The sequence below is a fragment of the Dermacoccus sp. Ellin185 genome (assembly GCF_000152185.1).
Lineage (GTDB): Bacteria > Actinomycetota > Actinomycetes > Actinomycetales > Dermatophilaceae > Dermacoccus > Dermacoccus nishinomiyaensis.
Genome location: NZ_AEIQ01000111.1, coordinates 22,913 through 39,988 on the forward strand (window position 1 = coordinate 22,913; position 17,076 = coordinate 39,988).

At 69.5% G+C, this 17,076-nt stretch carries 10 protein-coding genes and 1 pseudogene; 10 read left to right on the forward strand and 1 reads right to left on the reverse strand.

Annotated features, from left to right (window positions below; genetic code table 11):
- The first annotated feature begins 189 nt into the window (after nucleotides 1-189).
- The 10 genes from HMPREF0321_RS12395 (at nucleotide 190) to HMPREF0321_RS12440 (ending at nucleotide 15,960) form a co-directional block, all read left to right on the forward strand.
- Nucleotides 190-1,344, forward strand: a complete 1,155-nt coding sequence (locus HMPREF0321_RS12395; protein ID WP_006946862.1) for a Fic family protein — start codon at nucleotides 190-192, stop codon at nucleotides 1,342-1,344.
- Between the two features lie 237 nt (nucleotides 1,345-1,581).
- Complete coding sequence (locus HMPREF0321_RS12400) at nucleotides 1,582-3,534, forward strand: class I SAM-dependent DNA methyltransferase (RefSeq protein WP_006946878.1); 1,953 nt, start codon at nucleotides 1,582-1,584, stop codon at nucleotides 3,532-3,534.
- Nucleotides 3,531-4,790, forward strand: coding sequence for a hypothetical protein (locus HMPREF0321_RS15080; RefSeq protein ID WP_139023657.1), 1,260 nt, complete (start codon nucleotides 3,531-3,533; stop codon nucleotides 4,788-4,790). The genes HMPREF0321_RS12400 and HMPREF0321_RS15080 overlap by 4 nt, the downstream gene beginning before the upstream one ends.
- Nucleotides 4,787-7,795 carry a type I restriction endonuclease subunit R gene (locus tag HMPREF0321_RS12410; protein ID WP_006946867.1) on the forward strand — a complete coding sequence of 1,003 codons (3,009 nt, stop codon included), beginning with the start codon at nucleotides 4,787-4,789 and terminating at the stop codon, nucleotides 7,793-7,795. Before HMPREF0321_RS15080 ends, HMPREF0321_RS12410 begins: the two co-directional genes overlap by 4 nt.
- Nucleotides 7,792-9,141 (forward strand): sialidase family protein, encoded by a 1,350-nt coding sequence (locus HMPREF0321_RS12415; RefSeq protein WP_040015028.1) that lies wholly within the window; start codon nucleotides 7,792-7,794, stop codon nucleotides 9,139-9,141. The genes HMPREF0321_RS12410 and HMPREF0321_RS12415 overlap by 4 nt, the downstream gene beginning before the upstream one ends.
- Nucleotides 9,142-9,153: 12 nt before the next feature.
- Entirely contained in the window at nucleotides 9,154-11,826 is a 2,673-nt protein-coding gene (locus HMPREF0321_RS12420) for a bifunctional GNAT family N-acetyltransferase/acetate--CoA ligase family protein (protein ID WP_040015029.1), read from the forward strand.
- A gap of 41 nt (nucleotides 11,827-11,867) precedes the next feature.
- Complete coding sequence (locus HMPREF0321_RS12425) at nucleotides 11,868-12,470, forward strand: DUF5998 family protein (RefSeq protein ID WP_006946865.1); 603 nt, start codon at nucleotides 11,868-11,870, stop codon at nucleotides 12,468-12,470.
- 8 nt (nucleotides 12,471-12,478) lie between these two features.
- Nucleotides 12,479-13,597 (forward strand): alkaline phosphatase family protein, encoded by a 1,119-nt coding sequence (locus HMPREF0321_RS12430; protein WP_006946884.1) that lies wholly within the window; start codon nucleotides 12,479-12,481, stop codon nucleotides 13,595-13,597.
- A gap of 11 nt (nucleotides 13,598-13,608) precedes the next feature.
- Nucleotides 13,609-14,334: a thymidine kinase gene (locus HMPREF0321_RS12435; RefSeq protein ID WP_006946889.1), complete on the forward strand. Its 726-nt coding sequence runs from the start codon at nucleotides 13,609-13,611 to the stop codon at nucleotides 14,332-14,334.
- A gap of 6 nt (nucleotides 14,335-14,340) precedes the next feature.
- Complete coding sequence (locus HMPREF0321_RS12440; protein WP_006946905.1) at nucleotides 14,341-15,960, forward strand: MFS transporter; 1,620 nt, start codon at nucleotides 14,341-14,343, stop codon at nucleotides 15,958-15,960.
- On the opposite strand, the pseudogene HMPREF0321_RS16585 reads toward HMPREF0321_RS12440, so the two are convergent.
- Nucleotides 15,929-17,076 (reverse strand): annotated as a pseudogene (locus HMPREF0321_RS16585) (hypothetical protein); the annotation flags it as partial. The gene HMPREF0321_RS12440 and the pseudogene HMPREF0321_RS16585 overlap by 32 nt on opposite strands.

Genomic DNA, 17,076 nt, shown 5'->3' on the forward strand with positions numbered 1-17,076 from the left:
GTGCATCGCTCATCCTCGCGCATCCGCGCGCTGACGGGGGTTCGCGACACGCGGCGGGGGTCTGAGCGCGTCCCGTGGCAGCCATGTCTCTATGTCTTTTGCATTAGGACATAGCGACGCGGCGGGTTACTGTCTCTATGTCCTAATGAAAAGGACATTGAGACATCGGGACGCGACGGAGGGGCGGCCATGTTGTACGAGACACCGGACCTCGACGAGGTCGACGTCGCTGTTCTCCACGAGATCGATGCCATCCGTCGCGAGATGGCCGCTGTACTGCGCGCCCCGAAACGATGGTCCGGGGGCCTGCGCCGGACGACCCAAGCGCGTGCCATCAGGGGGTCGAACAGCATCGAGGGGTACGACGTGACCCCCGAGGATGCGGCGGCTGCAGTCGAGGGCGATGAGCCGCTGACGGCGGATGAGCGCACGTGGAAGGAGATCGAGGGCTATCGGCGCGTGCTCACGTACGTGCTGCGCATGGCGACGTTGCCGGGGTTCGCTCTTGATGCTCACACGCTCCGGACGATGCACTTCATGCTCCTCGAACATGACCTGTCGAAGAGCCCCGGCGAGTTCCGGCGGACAGCCATCTACGTTCAAGACGAATCGACCGGAGCCAACGTCTACGAGGGGCCCGATCCGGACGACGTGCCGGCTCTCATCGACGCCCTGGTCGGCGCCATGAGTGCGTCATCGGGGGAGCACAGCATGGTTCGTGGTGCCATGGCTCACTTGAACTTCGTCATGATCCACCCTTTCCGTGATGGCAACGGACGTATGGCCCGCGTCCTGCAGACGCTGGTGCTCGCCACCGACGACATTCTCGAGCCGGAGTTCTCCAGCATCGAGGAGTGGTTGGGCGCCAACACGCGGGCCTACTACGACGTCCTGGCCGCGACGGGGCAGGGTGCCTGGAACCCCCAGCGCGACGCGACGGCGTGGGTGAAGTTCTCTCTCAGAGCCCACCACCAGCAGGCCCAGACGCTCCGGCGCCGTTTCCGCGACGCGGAGAACGTCTGGAGCGCGCTCGACGATCTCGTGGCGACGACAGGGGTGCCCGAGCGTTCGGTCGACGCACTCTTCGACGCTGCCCTGGGCATCCGCATCCGGCGCAGCACCTACGTCAACCGCACCGGCGTGGAAGAACGCACAGCGACACGTGATCTGGCGGCGCTGGCCACGGCGGGGCTGCTCAGCCCGGAGGGGCCGACGCGCGGCCGCGGCCGCTACTACCTCCCGGGCGAGCTCTTGCAGAACGTCGTCCGCGAGGCGCGTGGTGAGCGCACCCTCGTCGACCCGTACCCCGACCTCATGCGGCAGATCCGCATGAACCTGCCGTAGCGTCGAGGCGCGTTCAGCACCTGACACGATGACTCACGTGACGAGTGAGATCCACGGCATCAGCAGCAGGTCCAGCTGACGCGTTCGGGCTTCGCCCCCCCGCCCGCTCCGCGCGCCATGCAGACCCCGATCGGGCCCATGGTGGCCGGACGCCGCCTTGCGGCTTCCCCTGGACGTGGAGGACGTGCGCGCACGTTGACGCCCGATCGCGCTGGGCGTGCTGATTGAATGGCCCGCATGGCATCACCGCAGGGTTTCGAGGACAAGGTCGCCTTCGTCTGGAAGGTCGCCGACACGCTGCGCGGCACGTTCCGTCAGCACGAGTACGGCCAGGTGATGCTGCCGCTGCTCGTGCTGCGCCGCATGGACGCCGTGCTCGTCGACACCAAGCCCGCCGTGCTCGCGAAGGCGAAGACGTTCGAGACGATCGCCGCCCCGCAGGCGATGATGCTGAAGAAGGTGGCGGGGCAGCGGTTCTACAACATCTCGCGCTTCACGTTCACGAGTCTGCTGAGCGACGACAAGGCGCTCGCGGAGAACCTGTCGAATTACATCCGCGGTCTGAGCAGCGACGCCTACGTCGTCATGGAGGCATACAACCTCGACGACAAGATCGCGCGCATGGATCGCGCGGGCATCCTCTACCGCGTACTCGCCGACTTCGCCGACCTCGATCTGCGGCCGAGCGTCGTGAGCAACGAGGCGATGGGGTACATCTTCGAAGACCTGTTGCGGCGCTTCTCGGAGATGAGCAACGAGACGGCCGGTGAGCACTACACACCGCGCGAGGTGATCCGTCTCATGGTCGAGTTGCTCGTCGGCGGCGAGGCGCACCGCGAGCTCGTCGAGAACCCCCTGCCGGTGCGCACCGTCTACGATCCCGCGGCGGGCACGGGCGGCATGCTCATGACGGCGATGGAGCACATGAGGGCGCTCAACCCCGAAACCGAGGTGAAGGTCTACGGCCAGGAGCTCAACGACGAGACGTGGGCCATCGCGCAATCGGACCTCATGATGCAGGACATCGACCCGAAGCAGATGCGCAACGGCAACTCACTGACGCAGGACGCGTTCGGCGCCGAGCACTTCGACTTCATCCTCGCCAACCCGCCCTACGGCGTGAACTGGGCCGGGTACGCCGCCCCCATCAAGGAGGAGCACGCCAAGCAGGGCATGAACGGGCGCTTCGGCGCGGGGCTGCCGCGCTCGTCGGACGGCTCACTGCTGTTCCTGCAGCACATGCTCTCGAAGATGAAGCCGACGGGTTCGCGCGTCGGCATCGTGCTGTCGGGCTCGCCGTTGTTCTCCGGCGCGGCCGACTCGGGGGAGTCACGCATCCGCCAGTGGATCCTCGAGAACGACTGGCTCGAAGGCATCGTCGCGCTGCCCGACCAGATGTTCTACAACACCGGTATCTCGACGTACGTGTGGATCCTGACGAACGACAAGGCTGACGCCGACCGCGGCCTCGTCAAGCTCGTCGACGCCCGCGCCATGGGCACGAAGATGCGCAAGTCGCTCGGCGACAAGCGCAAGGAGCTGACGGCCGACGCCATCGCCGAGATCGGGCGCCTCTACGGCGGCGCCCTCGACGAAGTGGACGATGACGCGCGCATCAAGGTGTTGCCGCGCGAAGCTTTCGGGTTCCAGCGCATCACGGTCGAGCGCCCGATGCGCCGCCGCTGGGAGGTGACGACGGAGGCCGTCGCCGACGCGCCGTTCGACGTGTTCGCGCCCCTGGTCGGTCAGCGGTTCCAGACGGAGAAGGCACTGCTCGCGGAGGCCGACGCGATCACGAAGCTGACGGCGGCGCAGCGCAAGAAGTTCGCCACCGCGTGCGCCGTGGCCGACCCCGACGCGCCGATCGTCACGAAGAAGGGGCAGGCCGAACCCGACCCCGACCTGCGCGACGCCGAGAACGTGCCCCTGCCCGACGGGTGGTTCTCGCTCGACCCCGACGCCCGTGAGACCGCCCTGCGGGAGACAGCTGAGGCGCACCTCGAATCCGAGATCCGCCCCTACGTGCCGGACGCGTGGATCGACCACACGAAGACCAAGATCGGCGTCGAGATCCCCTTCACCCGCCAGTTCTACGTCTACGAACCGCCCCGCCCGGTCGAAGAGATCGCCGCCGAGATCCGCGACCTCGAAACGCAGATTCAAGGCTGGATGAAGGATCTGGGGCTGTGAGCCACACCGTGCCTGGCTTCGGCACCATTCCGGCTGCCTGGAAGGTGGTTCCTGCTCGACGCGTGCTGTTTCTGCAGAAGCGCCCCCCGAGCGATGAGGGAGTGGTGACCGCATTCCGCGACGGTGTAGTGACTCTACGGGCGAACAGGCGGATGGAGGGGTTCACGGAAGCGGTCAAAGAGATCGGGTATCAAGGCGTTCGGCCCGGAGACTTGGTGATCCATTCTATGGATGGATTCGCAGGAGCTATTGGAGTGTCAGATAGCTGTGGGAGGATGTCTCCCGTCGCCAACATCTACGCTGTTCGTGGTGATGCGCGCTACATGGCAGCGGTCCTTCGCACACTGGCCCTGACTGGCTTCGTGGCCTCGCTGGCCAAGGGGATTCGTGAGCGCTCCACGTCATTCGACGACGGGACGGTGCGATCTCTCATGCTTCCGTATCCGCCGATCGATCAGCAGCGACAGATTGCGGACTTCCTCGACGAACGGGTAGCCCGCATCGACCAGATCATCGCCGCGCGGAAAACCCAAGTGGCCTCTGTCAAGCAGGTTCAAACTGCGTACCTACAGGGCGAGTTCAACGCGGCCGCCGTAGGGCATGGGACAGCTCGTCTCGGATACCTGCTGAGCAATCTCGAACAGGGTTGGTCCCCTCAGGCTGATGCGACCCCTGCCGAGGGGGGCCAATGGGGTGTCATGCGCGCGGGTTCTGTCAACGGCGGGTTCTTTCGTGCTGGCGACAACAAGGCGCTTCCCGAGGGATTGGAGCCTCGCACCGAGTACGAAATCCATGGGGGTGACATCCTCATGTCGCGAGCGAGTGGGTCGCCTGAGCTGATCGGTAGCGTCGCTGTCGTACCGCAGGATGTGCGACCCAAGCTGCTTTTTCCGGACAAGCTCTACCGCCTTACGCTGCTCCCGGGGTGGTCTGCGGACTTCGTCGTGGGCATGCTCCGTGCTCATGAGAATCGGGAACGCATACGTTTGGGGATCAGTGGCGCGGAGGGCATGGCGAACAACCTGCCGTCGGGCGTTATTCGCGGGCTGCGGGTGCCGCAGCTGAGCTTGAGAGGGCAGGGCGAAGTAGTAGAACGTCTGGCTGCGCGGCAACAAGCTGACCGTAACTTCGAGGCCGTAACCCTGCGCAGCATCGAACTTCTCACCGAATACAAGCAGTCCCTCATCACGGCCGCCGTCTCGGGTGAGTTCGACGTGACGACGGCTTCGACACGAATCCCCGGGGAGCACGCATGACCGTGACGCAGGAGAAGGCGTTCGAGGCGAACATCGAGGCGCACCTGCTCGGTGCGGGGTGGATCAGCGTCGACCCGACGACGTACGACCGCAAGCGCGGCCTGTTTCCCGACGAGGTGATCGCGTTCGTCGAGGCGTCCCAACCGAAGGCGTGGGCGCAGCTCGTCACGCGTCACGGCGGCGAGCCTGCGGCGCGGGAGAAGTTCGTCACCGTCGTGCAGCAGCAGGTCGACCACCGCGGCACGCTCGACGTGCTCCGCAATGGCGTCAAGGATTCCGGCGTGCCGGTGAAGCTGTGCTACTTCAAGCCCGCCTCGGGGCTCAACGACGAGATGCAGCGCAAGTACGACGCGAACCGTCTCGGCGTCGTGCGTCAGCTGCACCACTCCGAGTCGAACCCGCGCGATTCGCTCGACCTCGCGCTCGTCGTCAACGGCCTGCCCGTCGCGTCCGCCGAACTGAAGAACCCGCTGAGCGGGCAGGGCATCGAACACGCGATGGCGCAGTACCGCAGCGACCGCAACCCGGCCGACCTCATCTTCGCGAGCCGCATGCTCGTGCATTTCGCCGTCGACCCGCACGCCGTGGCGATAACGACGCGTCTCGCCGGCGCGGCGACACGCTTCCTGCCCTTCAACCAGGGCTCCGCAGGGCCCGGCCACCCCGGAAGCGCCGGCAACCCGCCCGTCGACCCCACGAGCGGCGCGTATCAGAGCGCCTACCTGTGGGAGCAGGTGTGGCAGCGCGACGCGTGGCTCGATCTGCTCGGCACGTTCCTCCACGTCAGTGACGGCACGGTGCTGTTCCCGCGTTTCCACCAGTGGCACGCGGTGCGCTCGATCCTCGATGCCACCCGCCGCGACGGTGCGGGCGTCGACCGGCTCATCCAGCACTCGGCGGGGTCGGGCAAGTCGAACACCATCGCGTGGACGGCGCACTCCCTCTCGCGCCTGCACGGCGAGGACGACACGCCGATCTTCGACAAGGTCGTCGTCATCACCGACCGCACGGTGCTCGACCGTCAGCTGCAGGAGACCGTCGCCGGCCTCGAACACACGCCCGGCACCATCGTGCGCATCGACAAGAACTCGGCGCAGCTCAAGGGCGCACTCGAAGGCAACGCCGCGCGCGTCATCATCACGACGCTGCAGAAGTTCCCCGTCGTCGTCGAACTCGCGAAGAAGGCCGCCGCCGAAGGGGAGAGGAGTGAGGTGGCCGGCAAGCGGTTCGCCGTCATCGTCGACGAGGCCCATAGCTCGACCGGCGGTGACGGCATGAAGAAGCTCAAGGGTGTCCTGCGCGGCGACGATCGCCTCGAGGCCGAGGAAGCTGCGCAGGCCGAAGCGGAAGAAGCCGAGGAGGCGAACGATGCGTTGCTCGCCTCCGCGAAGCAACGCGGCAAGAGCACGAACCTGTCGTTCTTCGCGTTCACGGCCACGCCGAAACCGAAGACGCTGGAACAGTTCGGCGTGAAGGACGCGGACGGCGACTACCGCCCGTTCCACACCTACTCGATGCGCCAGGCCATCGACGAGGGCTTCATCCTCGACGTGCTCGCCTCCTACACGACGTACGACGTCTACTACCGCCTCGCCAACACCGAGCCGCGCGACGACATCGACCTCGACACCCGCAAGGGCCGTGTCGCGCTCGCCCGGTTCGCGTCGCTGCACCCGTACGAGCTCGACGCGAAGGCCGAGATCATCGTCGAGCACTTCCGCGCCAAGACGATGAACAAGATCGACGGGCAGGCCAAGGCCATGGTCGTGACGCGCTCACGGCTACACGCGGTGCGCACGCAGGAGGCCATCGCGCGCTACATCGAACGCATGGGCTACGACACGGGTGCTCGCCCGCTGCGCGCGCTCGTCGCGTTCTCCGGCACCGTCACCGAGGACGAGGCGCCCGACGTCGTGCTCACGGAAGCATCGATCAACGGCTTCGCCGAATCGCAGCTACCCAAGCGGTTCAAGGAGGACGACGACGCGAAGTTCCTCGTCGTCGCCGAGAAGTACCAGACCGGGTTCGACGAGCCGCTGCTGCACACGATGTACGTCGACAAGAAGCTCGCCGGGGTGAAGGCGGTGCAGACGCTGTCGCGGCTCAACCGCACGCGGCCGGGCAAGCAGGACACGTTCGTGCTCGACTTCGCGAACACCGCCGACGAGATCACCGAGGCATTCGCTCCGTTCTACGAGCAGGCGTTCGCGGCGCCGACCGACCCGAACATCCTCTACACGCTGCAGCACGACCTCGAATCGGCGGGCGTGCTGTCGCTCGCCGAGATGGAGGCGGCGGTCGTCGCCCTGCTCGACGGGGCGGAAGCGAAGCAGCCCGCCATCTACGCGAACGTGGGCGCGGCCGTCGGGCGATTCATCGCCCTCGACGACGACGCGGCCGAAGAGTTCCGCAGCACGCTGGAACAGTTCGTGCGCGCGTACGCGTTTCTCGCGCAGGTCATGCCGTGGGTCGACGCGTCGCTGGAGCGGCTGTTCCTCTACGGCAAGCTGCTGCTCGCCGACCTGCCGCAGCGCGAGAGCGACCCGATGCCGCAGCTGTCGAGGGCCGTGCAGCTCACGCACCTGCGGCTGTCGGTCTCGCACGAGGGCGACATCGGGCTCGAGGCGAGCGACGAGGCGGGCGTCGCACTGCCCGGTGAGGGCAAGGGCTCGCAGAACGAGCCGGAGAAGGACAAGCTCTCGGCGCTCATCGAGGCGATGAACGAGAAGTTCGGCGCCGACCTGGGCGAGGGCGACCGCATCTGGATCGACCAGCAATGGGCCGCCGTCAAGGACAACGACCGCCTGCGCGTCGTCGCGCAGCACAACGACCGCTCCGCCTTCGAGCTGGTGCTCGAACAACTGCTCGCCGACGTCATGCTCGAACGGCACGACGCGAACGAGCAGTTCGTCAACTCCTACTTCGAGAAGCCGGGCCTCAAGCGGGCGCTGATCGGTCATCTCGCCGGCACGTACGACGAGTTCCGACGGGAGATGGTGGGGTGAGCGGGCAAGGCCGGCGCCCGTCCACGGCCGACCGGTGGCATCGACTGCGCCGCTCGCCGAGCATGCGGGCGGCGCTCGCGCTCGTGCTTGCGGCCCTGGGCGTCGTCGCGGTCATCTACGGCGCGCGTGCCATCGTGCGAGATCCGTTGGGCACGAGCACCGTTCGCGCCGGCGAACCGGTCGGCGGGGGCGTGGCGGCCGAGCCGTCGTCCGGCTCGTCGCCGAACGTCGAGACCGCGCAGGCCGCGACGCCGGCGTCGACGTCGTCGATCGTGTGGGCGCTGTCAGCGCGCTTCGGCCGGACCCAGTTCGCGCTCGGGCGGACGACGTGCGCGGGCACACACTGCCCGGCCCTGCTGCGCACCCAGGACGGCGGCGGCACCTGGCAGCAGGTGCACTCCTTCACGCAGGCCGACGTGTCGTCCGCGCAGGGCGACGCGCAACCCCTCATCCAACCCGCCGGCGCGATCAGCGACTTGCGCTTCCTCGACGCGCGCACCGGGTACCTGTTCGGCTCCGACCTGTGGGTCACCCACGACGGTGGTCGCAGCTTCACGCAGGTGCAGCACCCCGGCGTCAGCGTTCTCGACGTCGCCGTTCACGACGGCCAGGCCCACGCCCTCACCGCCGCGAGCTGCATCCAAGGTGGCTGCACCGGACGCCTCGAGGTCGCCCGCATCGGCACCGGCCGCACGCCCGCTGTCACCGAAGCCGTCGCGGGCGTCACGCCGCCCGGCGAGGTGAGCGACGCCGGCATCGTGACGGCCGGCGAGCACCTGCTCGTCCTCGCGCACGCCGAACGCAGCGGCGGCGAAGCTTCCGGCGCGTGGCGACTCACGGGCGACGCCCTCACGCCGCTGTCGACCCCGCCCGCGTGCAACGGCAAGACGATCGAAGCGGCGACCGGCCTCGGCGCGACGTCGCGGATGGTCGCCGTCTGCGACGCCGTCGTCACGGCCCGCTCGACGAGCTACTCCACCGTCACGAGCGTCGACGGCGGCGCGACGTGGCAGCTCGTCGGCGCCGGCAACCTCACCCTGCCCACGCAGGGACACGTGACGATCGCCGCGAAGGATCCGACGCACGTCGTCGCCGTCAGCGGCGGCCCACGCGAAGCCCTCGACGGCACGACGCGATCGCTCAGCGACATCCCCGTCGCCGCGAGCAAGGACGGCGGCGCGTCGTGGACGGAGGGTTCCCCGACGTCGCGCCCCAGCCCGGGAGGCTTCGACTCGCTGCAGGCGAGCCAGCCCGGCGTCGCCGCCGTCACGCGCCACGACGGCGACATCTGGACCTCCGCCGACAACGGCGTGCATTGGTCACGCCACGCTGTCGGTTCACGGTGATTGAATGACGGCATGAGCGATGTGGAGCCCAGCATCCCGGCCGACTACCCCCGCGAGTGGGAGGCCGACGTCGTCCTGCGCGACGGTTCGGTGGCCCACGTGCGCCCCATCCGCCCCGACGACGCCGAACGCATCCACCGCTTCCACGCCGCGCAGAGCGAGGAATCGATCTACCTGCGCTTCTTCGCCCCGATCAAGCGACTGAGCGATCGTGACGTGCGCCGCTTCACGCACGTCGACTACGTCGAACGTGTCGCCCTCGTCGCCACCGTTGGCGACGACATCATCGGCATCGGCCGCTACGACCGCCTCGGAGGGCGCGACGCGACGAGCGCCGAGGTCGCGTTCAACATCGCCGACAGTTTCCAGGGCCGCGGCGTCGGCTCCGTCATGCTCGAGCATCTCGCGGCGATCGGCGCCGAGAGCGGCGTCGCCGAGTTCGTCGCCGACGTGCTGCCGCAGAACCGCAAGATGATCCAGGTCTTCACCGAGGCCGGCTACGACGTCAGCCGCAACTTCGACGACGGCGTCATCTCCGTGCGCTTCGAGATCGAGCCCAACGAGAAGTCACAGGCCGTGCGCCTCGCGCGCGAGCAGCGCGCCGAGTCGCAGTCGGTGCGTGCGCTGCTCAACCCGTCGTCGATCGCCGTCGTCGGCGTCTCGCGCGACGGACGCTCCGTCGGAGGTCGTGTGCTTGCCAACCTCGTCGAGGGCGGCTACCGCGGCACGCTCCACGTCGTGCACCCCGAGGCAGAGACGATCGAGGGGCTGCCGACAGTGCCCTCGATCAGCGCGATCGGGGAACCGATCGATCTCGTCGTCATCGCCGTGCCGGCTCCGAAGGTGCTCGACGTCGTCGCCGAGTGCGGCGGCGCGGGCGTGCGAGCGCTGCTCGTCGTCTCCGCAGGGTTCGCCGAGTCGGGCCCCGAGGGCGCCGAGCGTCAGGCCCAGCTGCTCGCGCTGGCCCGCCGACACGGCATGCGCGTCGTCGGGCCGAACAGTTTCGGGCTCATCAACACGCGCGAGGACACGCGCCTCAACGCCTCCATCGCCTACGAGATGCCGCCCGCCGGCCACCTCGGGCTGTTCGCGCAGAGCGGCGCGCTCGGCATCGCCGTGCTCGCGAGCGCCGGACGGCGCGGCCTCGGCCTGTCCGATTTCGCCTCCGCCGGCAACCGCATCGACGTCTCCGGCAACGACCTCATGCAGTACTGGATCGACGACGACGACACCCACGCCGTCGGCCTCTACCTCGAATCGGTCGGCAACCCGCGCAAGTTCACGCGTATCGCGCGGCAGCTCGCGCTGCGCAAACCCGTCGTCGTCGTGAAGTCCGAGGTCTCCGCGTTCGGACGCCCGCCCGGGCACCGCGTCCGGGAGACACGGACGCCTCCGCGTGCCTTCCGCGAGATGCTGCGCCAGAGCGGCGTCATCCGCGTCGGCAACGTCCACCAACTCTTCGACGTCGCGCAGCTCGTCGTCAACCAGCCGCTGCCGAAGGGGCGGCGCGTCGCCGTCGTCGCCAACTCCGACGCGCTCGGCGCGCTGTGCGGTGACGCGGCGCTGAGCTGGAAGCTCGACGTCACCCGCGGCCCCGTCGCCGTCGCCGCGGACGCGAGTGAGGACGCGTTCCGTGACGCGCTCGTCGCCGCGTTCGAGGACGAGAACGTCGACTCGGTCGTCGCGAGCTTCATCCCGCCGCTCATCACGGGCGGGCGTGACGTCGCGCGCACCGTCGCCGCCGTCAGCGCGCAGTACGACAAGCCCTGCGTCACGACGTTCCTCGGCATCGACGGTGTGAGCGACGACCTGTCGGCGTCCCCGCCCGACGGCTCGACGCGCATCGTGCCTTCCTACCCGATGCCCGAGGACGGCGTGCGAGCGCTCGCCGCCGCGACGAACTACGCCGAGTGGCGCGGGCGCGATCGCGGTGAACCCGTCGCGCCGCTCGGCATCGACCGCAAGGGCGTGCACGAGATGGTGCGTTCGATCATGGCCGAATCGCCCGACGGGCGGGAGCTCACCGCCGACGAGACCGCGCAGCTGCTCGCGCTCGCCAGGATCTCGGTGTGGCCCTCCGTTCCGGCGCGCTCGCCCAAGGAGGCGGTCGACGCGGCCGAGGAGCTGGGCTTCCCCGTCGTCGTCAAGTCGATCGCGCCGCAGGTGCGTCACCAGGTCGCGAGCGCGCTGCGCGCCGACCTGCGCTCGCCGCTCGCCGTCGTCGAGGCTTACGAGGCGCTCGCGGAGCGTCTCGAGGAGTACGGCCCCGACCAGTTCGTCGTGCAGAAGATGGCGACCCCCGGCATCGGCTGCTCCGTCACGAGCGTCGAGGATCCGCTGTTCGGCCCCGTCGTCTCGTTCTCCGTCTCCGGCCCGCCGACCGACCTGCTCGACGACGTCGGTTACCGCAACCCGCCGCTGACGACCGGTGACGTGAGCGAACTCGTCAGCTCGATCAAGGCGTGGCCGCTGCTCGACGGCAGTCGCGGGCGCGGCATCGACCGCGCCGCCATCGAGGATCTCGTGGCGCGGGTGTCGGTGCTCGCCGACGAGAACCCCGAGATCGCCCACCTCGAACTCAACCCGGTGAGCACGCACCCCGGCGGCCTCGACGTCCTCGGCGCGCGCATCACGCTGGCGCCCGCGTCGCTGCGTCAGGACTCGGGCCGACGGGCCATGACGTGAGGTCGCCCTCCAGAGGCGAGCGCGGGCCGCAGGATGGGATGATGGCAGGCATGGCTCAGAACCTTCCCGCCGACCTCGCTCGTGCCATCGACGAGGCTGGCTATTTTCCCGCGCTCGTGCGCGACGTCGTGGCCACCGCGCTCGCCGGTGACGAGGTGCGCCAGCACCTCGTGCACGTGGAGACGACCTTCGAGCAGGACGAACTGCTGCGTCACATCACGGTGCTCGTGCTGACGCCGACGAAGCTCGTCATCGTTCACGCCGACGACCACGACGACTCAGCCGCCGGGGGTGTGCGCTCGACGCGTCAGGCCGTGACGGCGACGTCGGAGACGGTCGCGCTGTCGTTCGTGCGCGGCGTGACGCTGACGCACGTCGTCACTTCCCCGGAGCGCTACCGCTCCGGCAGCCTCGGGCGCGAGGTGACGCTGACGATCGGCTGGGGCACGATCAGCCGCATCGACCTGCTGCCCGCGACGTGCGGCGACCCGAACTGCGACGCCGACCACGGCTACGACGGCACGATCACCGGCGACGACATCAGCCTACGCATCTCCGCCGACGCCGAGGGAGAGGGTCACCTGCAGCAGGCGATGACGTTCGCTCACGCCCTGTCGGCCGTCGTCGGCTCCGCGGCCCGCTGACGCCCGCGATGAAGGCTCCCCGCTACGACGCCGACGGGCTCGCCGGTGTGCTGCCGTCCGTGGCACGCAGCCTCGACCCCGTCGCGTTCGCGGGGGCCGGGCGCAAGCTGCCGCAGGCGCGCGCGGCGATCGTCGTCCTCGCCGACGGGCTGGGCGCGCGGCTGCTGCGCCGTCAGAGCGCGCACGCACCGTTCCTGCGCGAGCACCTCGAGCGGATGCAGACCCTCGCCGCGGGCTTCCCGACGACGACGGCGACGTCGATGGGCACGTTCGGCACCGGCCTGCCCCCCGGTGCGCACGGCCTGGCCGGCTACCTCGTCGTCGACCCCGCGACGGGGTGCGTGTTCAACGAGCTGACGTGGAAGGACGGGCCGAATCCGCAGGCGTGGCAACCGAACCCGACGGTGTTCGAACGCGCCGACGCCGCCGGGCTGCGTCCCGCCATGATCGGACCCGGCTACTTCGACGGCTCGGGCCTGACGAACGCCGCCCTGCGCGGCGCGACGTTCTACCCGGCCGAGGGGCTCGACGACCGCGTCGACGCGGCGCTGGCCGCCACCCGGCGCGGTCACCGACTCGTCTACCTCTACTGGGGCGAGATCGACAAGGCCGGCCACGTCCACGGCGTCGGCTCGCCGCAGTGGGCGCACGAGCTCGCCGTGTTCGACGACGCGATGGCGCGCCTCGACTTCGGGCGCCCCGCAGGCACATCGCTCACGCTGACCGCCGACCACGGCATGGTCGACGTCCCCCTCGACGCGCGCGTCGACATCGCGACGACGCCGCACCTGCGCGACGGCGTCCGACGCGTCGGGGGAGAGATGCGCGCGCTGCACCTGTACGTCGAGCCGGGGGCGCTCGCGGACGTCGAATCGCGCTGGCGCGCCGAGATCGGCGCGCAAGGACACGTCTTCATCCGCGAACAGCTCGCCGACGCAGGCTGGGTCGGCGCGCTCGATCCCGCCACCGCCGGACGCTTCGGCGACGTCGTCGTCTCCGTCACGAGCGCGCGCGGGTACGTCGACTCGCGTGTCATGAGCGACCGCGTGCTCACGCTGCTCGGCCAGCACGGTGCGATGACGCCCGACGAACTCGACGTGCCGTTCCTCCACCTCGGCGCGCGCTAGGGTGACTGACCGTGGCTGAGCTCGTGTTTTTCACCGGAACGATGGATTGCGGCAAGTCGACGCTGGCGCTGCAGATGGATCACAACCATGCCGCGCGCGGCCGTCGCGGCGTCGTCCTCACCCAGCACGACCGCGCCGGTGAGGCCGTCATCTCCTCCCGCCTCGGCCTGCGCCGCGAGGCCCTCGAGGTGAACGCCGGCCTCGACCTGTGGGATCTCGCCGTCTCCGCGCGCGTCACCCTCGGCGAGCTCGACTACGTCATCGCCGACGAGGTGCAGTTCTACGAGCCCGAGCAGATCGATCAGCTCGCGCGCGTCGTCGACGAACTCGACGTCGACGTCTTCGCATTCGGCATCACCGCCGACTTCAAGACCCAACTGTTCCCCGGCTCGCGTCGCCTGTTCGAACTCGCCGACCGCACGCAGCTGCTGCAGGTCGAGGCGTTGTGCTGGTGCGGCAAGCGCGCGACGCACAACGCCCGCGTCGTCGACGGCACGATGGTCGTCGAGGGCGAGCAGGTCGTCGTCGGCGACACCGGCGACCAGGGCGAGACGCCGCTCGTCGAGTACGAGGTGCTGTGCCGGCGCCACTTCATGCGTCGGATGACGTCACATGCCGCGCGCACGATCGGGGCGCAGCAGATGCCGTTCGACCTCGACGTCTGCCCGGTGCCCGCCTCGACGTTCGTCGCGTCCGAGCCTGCGGGCGAATCGTCGACGGCACACGAAGGCCCCTGAGTCGCCATGTCCACGCCAGGCTCCGGCCCTCGAGACGACGACGCCGACGACACGACGCCGTACTGGGCGCGCGGTTCGTACGCTCCGAATTGGCGCGCCGGACGACCCGCCGCGGACGATGACACCCGCGGGTGGGACGAGACGACCGCGCGCGGTGACGCCCGCGAGCTGGACGAGACGCGCGAGCTCGCACGCGCGGCTGCATCGAATCGAGGCGACGAGACAGACGGCCCGGCGCCTGACGCCACCCAGGGCACGGCCGGAACGTCCGCATCCGACAACGCCCGACGCATGGCCGGTGGTGCACTCGCCGCGGGGCGCCTCGCCGGCCAGGGCGTGCGTGGTGCTGCTCGCCTGAGCGCGGGGGCGACGAAGGCGTCCCTGCGCGCCGCCCGGCGCGCGAGCAACGCCCAGGGCGCCGGCGAGAGCGGCCTGGGGCGCCTCATGGAGGTGCACGCGCTGTCGAACGCGGGGGACGCCGCCGTCACCGTCGGACTCGCCGGGACGCTGTTCATCTCCGCGCAGCCGGGGGAGGCGAAGAGCCACGTCGTGCTCTTCCTCGTGCTCACGATGCTGCCGTTCGCCATCGTCGCGCCCCTCGTCGGACCGCTGCTCGACCGCTATCGTCACGGTCGTCGGTGGGCGATGGGTGCGACGTTCGCGCTGCGCGGCTTCCTGTGCTGGGTGCTCGCCGACGCGATCGAACGCGACTCCGTCTGGCAGTTCCCCGCGGCGCTCGCCATCCTCGTCGCGAGCAAGGCCTACATCGTCACCCGATCATCGGCGACGCCGCGGTTGCTGCCCGACGGAATGACCCTCGTGCGCGCCAACAGCCGCATGAGCCTCGCGGGCGTCACGGGCGCGACGATCGGTGGCCCGCTCGCCGGTGGCGCGGCCGCGCTGTTCGGGGCGACGTGGGCGTTCCGCGCCGCGTTCCTGCTGTTCGTGTTCGGCACCATCCTCGCCATCCTGCTGCCGGCGAACATCGACTCCGACCGCCACGACGGTTCACTGCGCGCCCCGAAGCTGACGATGCCGCCCGCCGTCGTCGCTGCGCTGCGCACGAACACCGGGCTGCGCTGGGTCAGCGGCTTCCTCACGATGTTCATGGCGTTCCTCATGAAGACCCATCCGCTGCCCGGGTGGGAGGACAAGGTGACGACGCTGCTCGCCATCGTCGTCGGCGCCGCCGCCATCGGCAACGCGCTCGGTTCCGTTGCCGGAGCTGTCGTGCGCGCGCTCGCGCCGCGCGTCGTCATCCTCGCGTGCCTGCTCGCGGACACCGCGGCCGTCGTCGTCGCCGCGGTGCACTTCGATCTCATGACGGCCGTCATCGTCGGGCTCGTCGCCGGCCTCGGGCAGGCGCTCGGCAAACTGGCGCTCGACACGCTGATCCAGGATCATCTCGCCGAGGCCGTGCGCACCAGCGCCTTCGCGCGATCGGAGACGGTGCTGCAGCTCGCGTGGGTGCTCGGCGGCATCTTCGCCTGCATCATCCCGACCGACGCGACGATCGGCATGTACGCCGCCGCGGTCGTGCTGCTGACGTGGACCGCACTCGTCGTCGCATGGAACGCAGGGCGCGGTCCGCGCCTCACTTCTTGGGGCCGCGGCCCCCGAACATGATGTCGTCCCAGCTCGGCACGCTCGGACGCGAGCTCTTGCGGCTCTGACTCGCGCGCGGCGGCACCGCGGGCGAGGCGCCCTTCGAGGTGCCCTTCGACGACGCGTCCCTCGACGTGGTGTCGTTCTTCGTCGGCGCAGCTTCGCGGGTGTCGGTGCCGGAGGTCTCCTCGTCGGCCGCCGACGCGCTCTTCTCGACATCGTCGGAAGACTCGTTCTCGGCCTGTGCCGCTACCTCGTCGTCGAATACCGCGGACGAGTCGGTCGCGACGTCGAACTCTTGTTCGCCGTCGTGCTCCGCGTCGATGGCGTCGTCCTCGTAGACGTCGCCACCGTCGTGGTGGCCGGGCAGTTCGCCGAAGAGCGACTCGTCGTGCTCGTCGTCGTCATGGCGCAGTGCGCCACGCACAGATGCCTGTTCGACGCGGGCGCGCGGGCGGCGCGACTTGCGACGACGGGAGCCGCGCGCGGCCTTGCCGGACGCCTCGTCGACGTCTTCATGGCGCGACGTCTCGCTGTTCGTGTCGTCACTCTGCGCACCGGCGTGCGAGTCGTCGTCGCTCGCGCCGGTCACGCCCCGAGCGTCGGCACCAGAACCCGCGGCACTCGTCGTCACCGCATCGCTCGTGACGGCGTCGCCGTCACGACCCGACGAATCACGTTCGCCCCCAGCGGTATTCACGGGCGCCTCACGCGACTCCTCGCCGGATTCGGTGAGTTCTTCGGGACGCGGGTGAGAGGGCAGCGGCGGGGGAGTCGTGCCCACGTCGATGCGCTCGGTGCGTTCGGTCGGTGCCATCGACGCCGGCAACTGGGTGGCCCGTGACGTCGCCGACGTCGTGCCCGCGCCGCCGCTCGAACGCTGCGACGACGAGCGGCCACGGCCGCGGCTGGCCTGACGTGCGCGCATCGACGCGGTGAGGTCACCGGCGCCGGCGCGCGGGTCGGAGGGTGACAGGCGCGCACCGAGGTGCGGGTCCTGGGCGTCGGCGAGGCCACCTTCGGCCTCGACGTCGTAGACGGGCGCGTCACGGTGCGTGCGGGCGCCGCCCTTGCGGGCGGCGGCCTTCTGACGCTCCGGCGAGTCCTCGTCGGCCGCGGCGATCTCGTCGCCGCCGA

What these genes read in the sequence shown, in the direction of transcription:
- HMPREF0321_RS12420 (WP_040015029.1), top strand. Translation starts at nt 9,154, where the DNA reads ATGAGCGATGTGGAGCCCAGCATCCCGGCCGACTACCCCCGCGAGTGG.
- HMPREF0321_RS12400 (WP_006946878.1), top strand. Translation starts at nt 1,582, where the DNA reads ATGGCATCACCGCAGGGTTTCGAGGACAAGGTCGCCTTCGTCTGGAAG.
- HMPREF0321_RS12425 (WP_006946865.1), top strand. Translation starts at nt 11,868, where the DNA reads ATGGCAGGCATGGCTCAGAACCTTCCCGCCGACCTCGCTCGTGCCATC.
- HMPREF0321_RS12430 (WP_006946884.1), top strand. Translation starts at nt 12,479, where the DNA reads ATGAAGGCTCCCCGCTACGACGCCGACGGGCTCGCCGGTGTGCTGCCG.
- HMPREF0321_RS12395 (WP_006946862.1), top strand. Translation starts at nt 190, where the DNA reads ATGTTGTACGAGACACCGGACCTCGACGAGGTCGACGTCGCTGTTCTC.
- HMPREF0321_RS12440 (WP_006946905.1), top strand. Translation starts at nt 14,341, where the DNA reads ATGTCCACGCCAGGCTCCGGCCCTCGAGACGACGACGCCGACGACACG.
- HMPREF0321_RS12410 (WP_006946867.1), top strand. Translation starts at nt 4,787, where the DNA reads ATGACCGTGACGCAGGAGAAGGCGTTCGAGGCGAACATCGAGGCGCAC.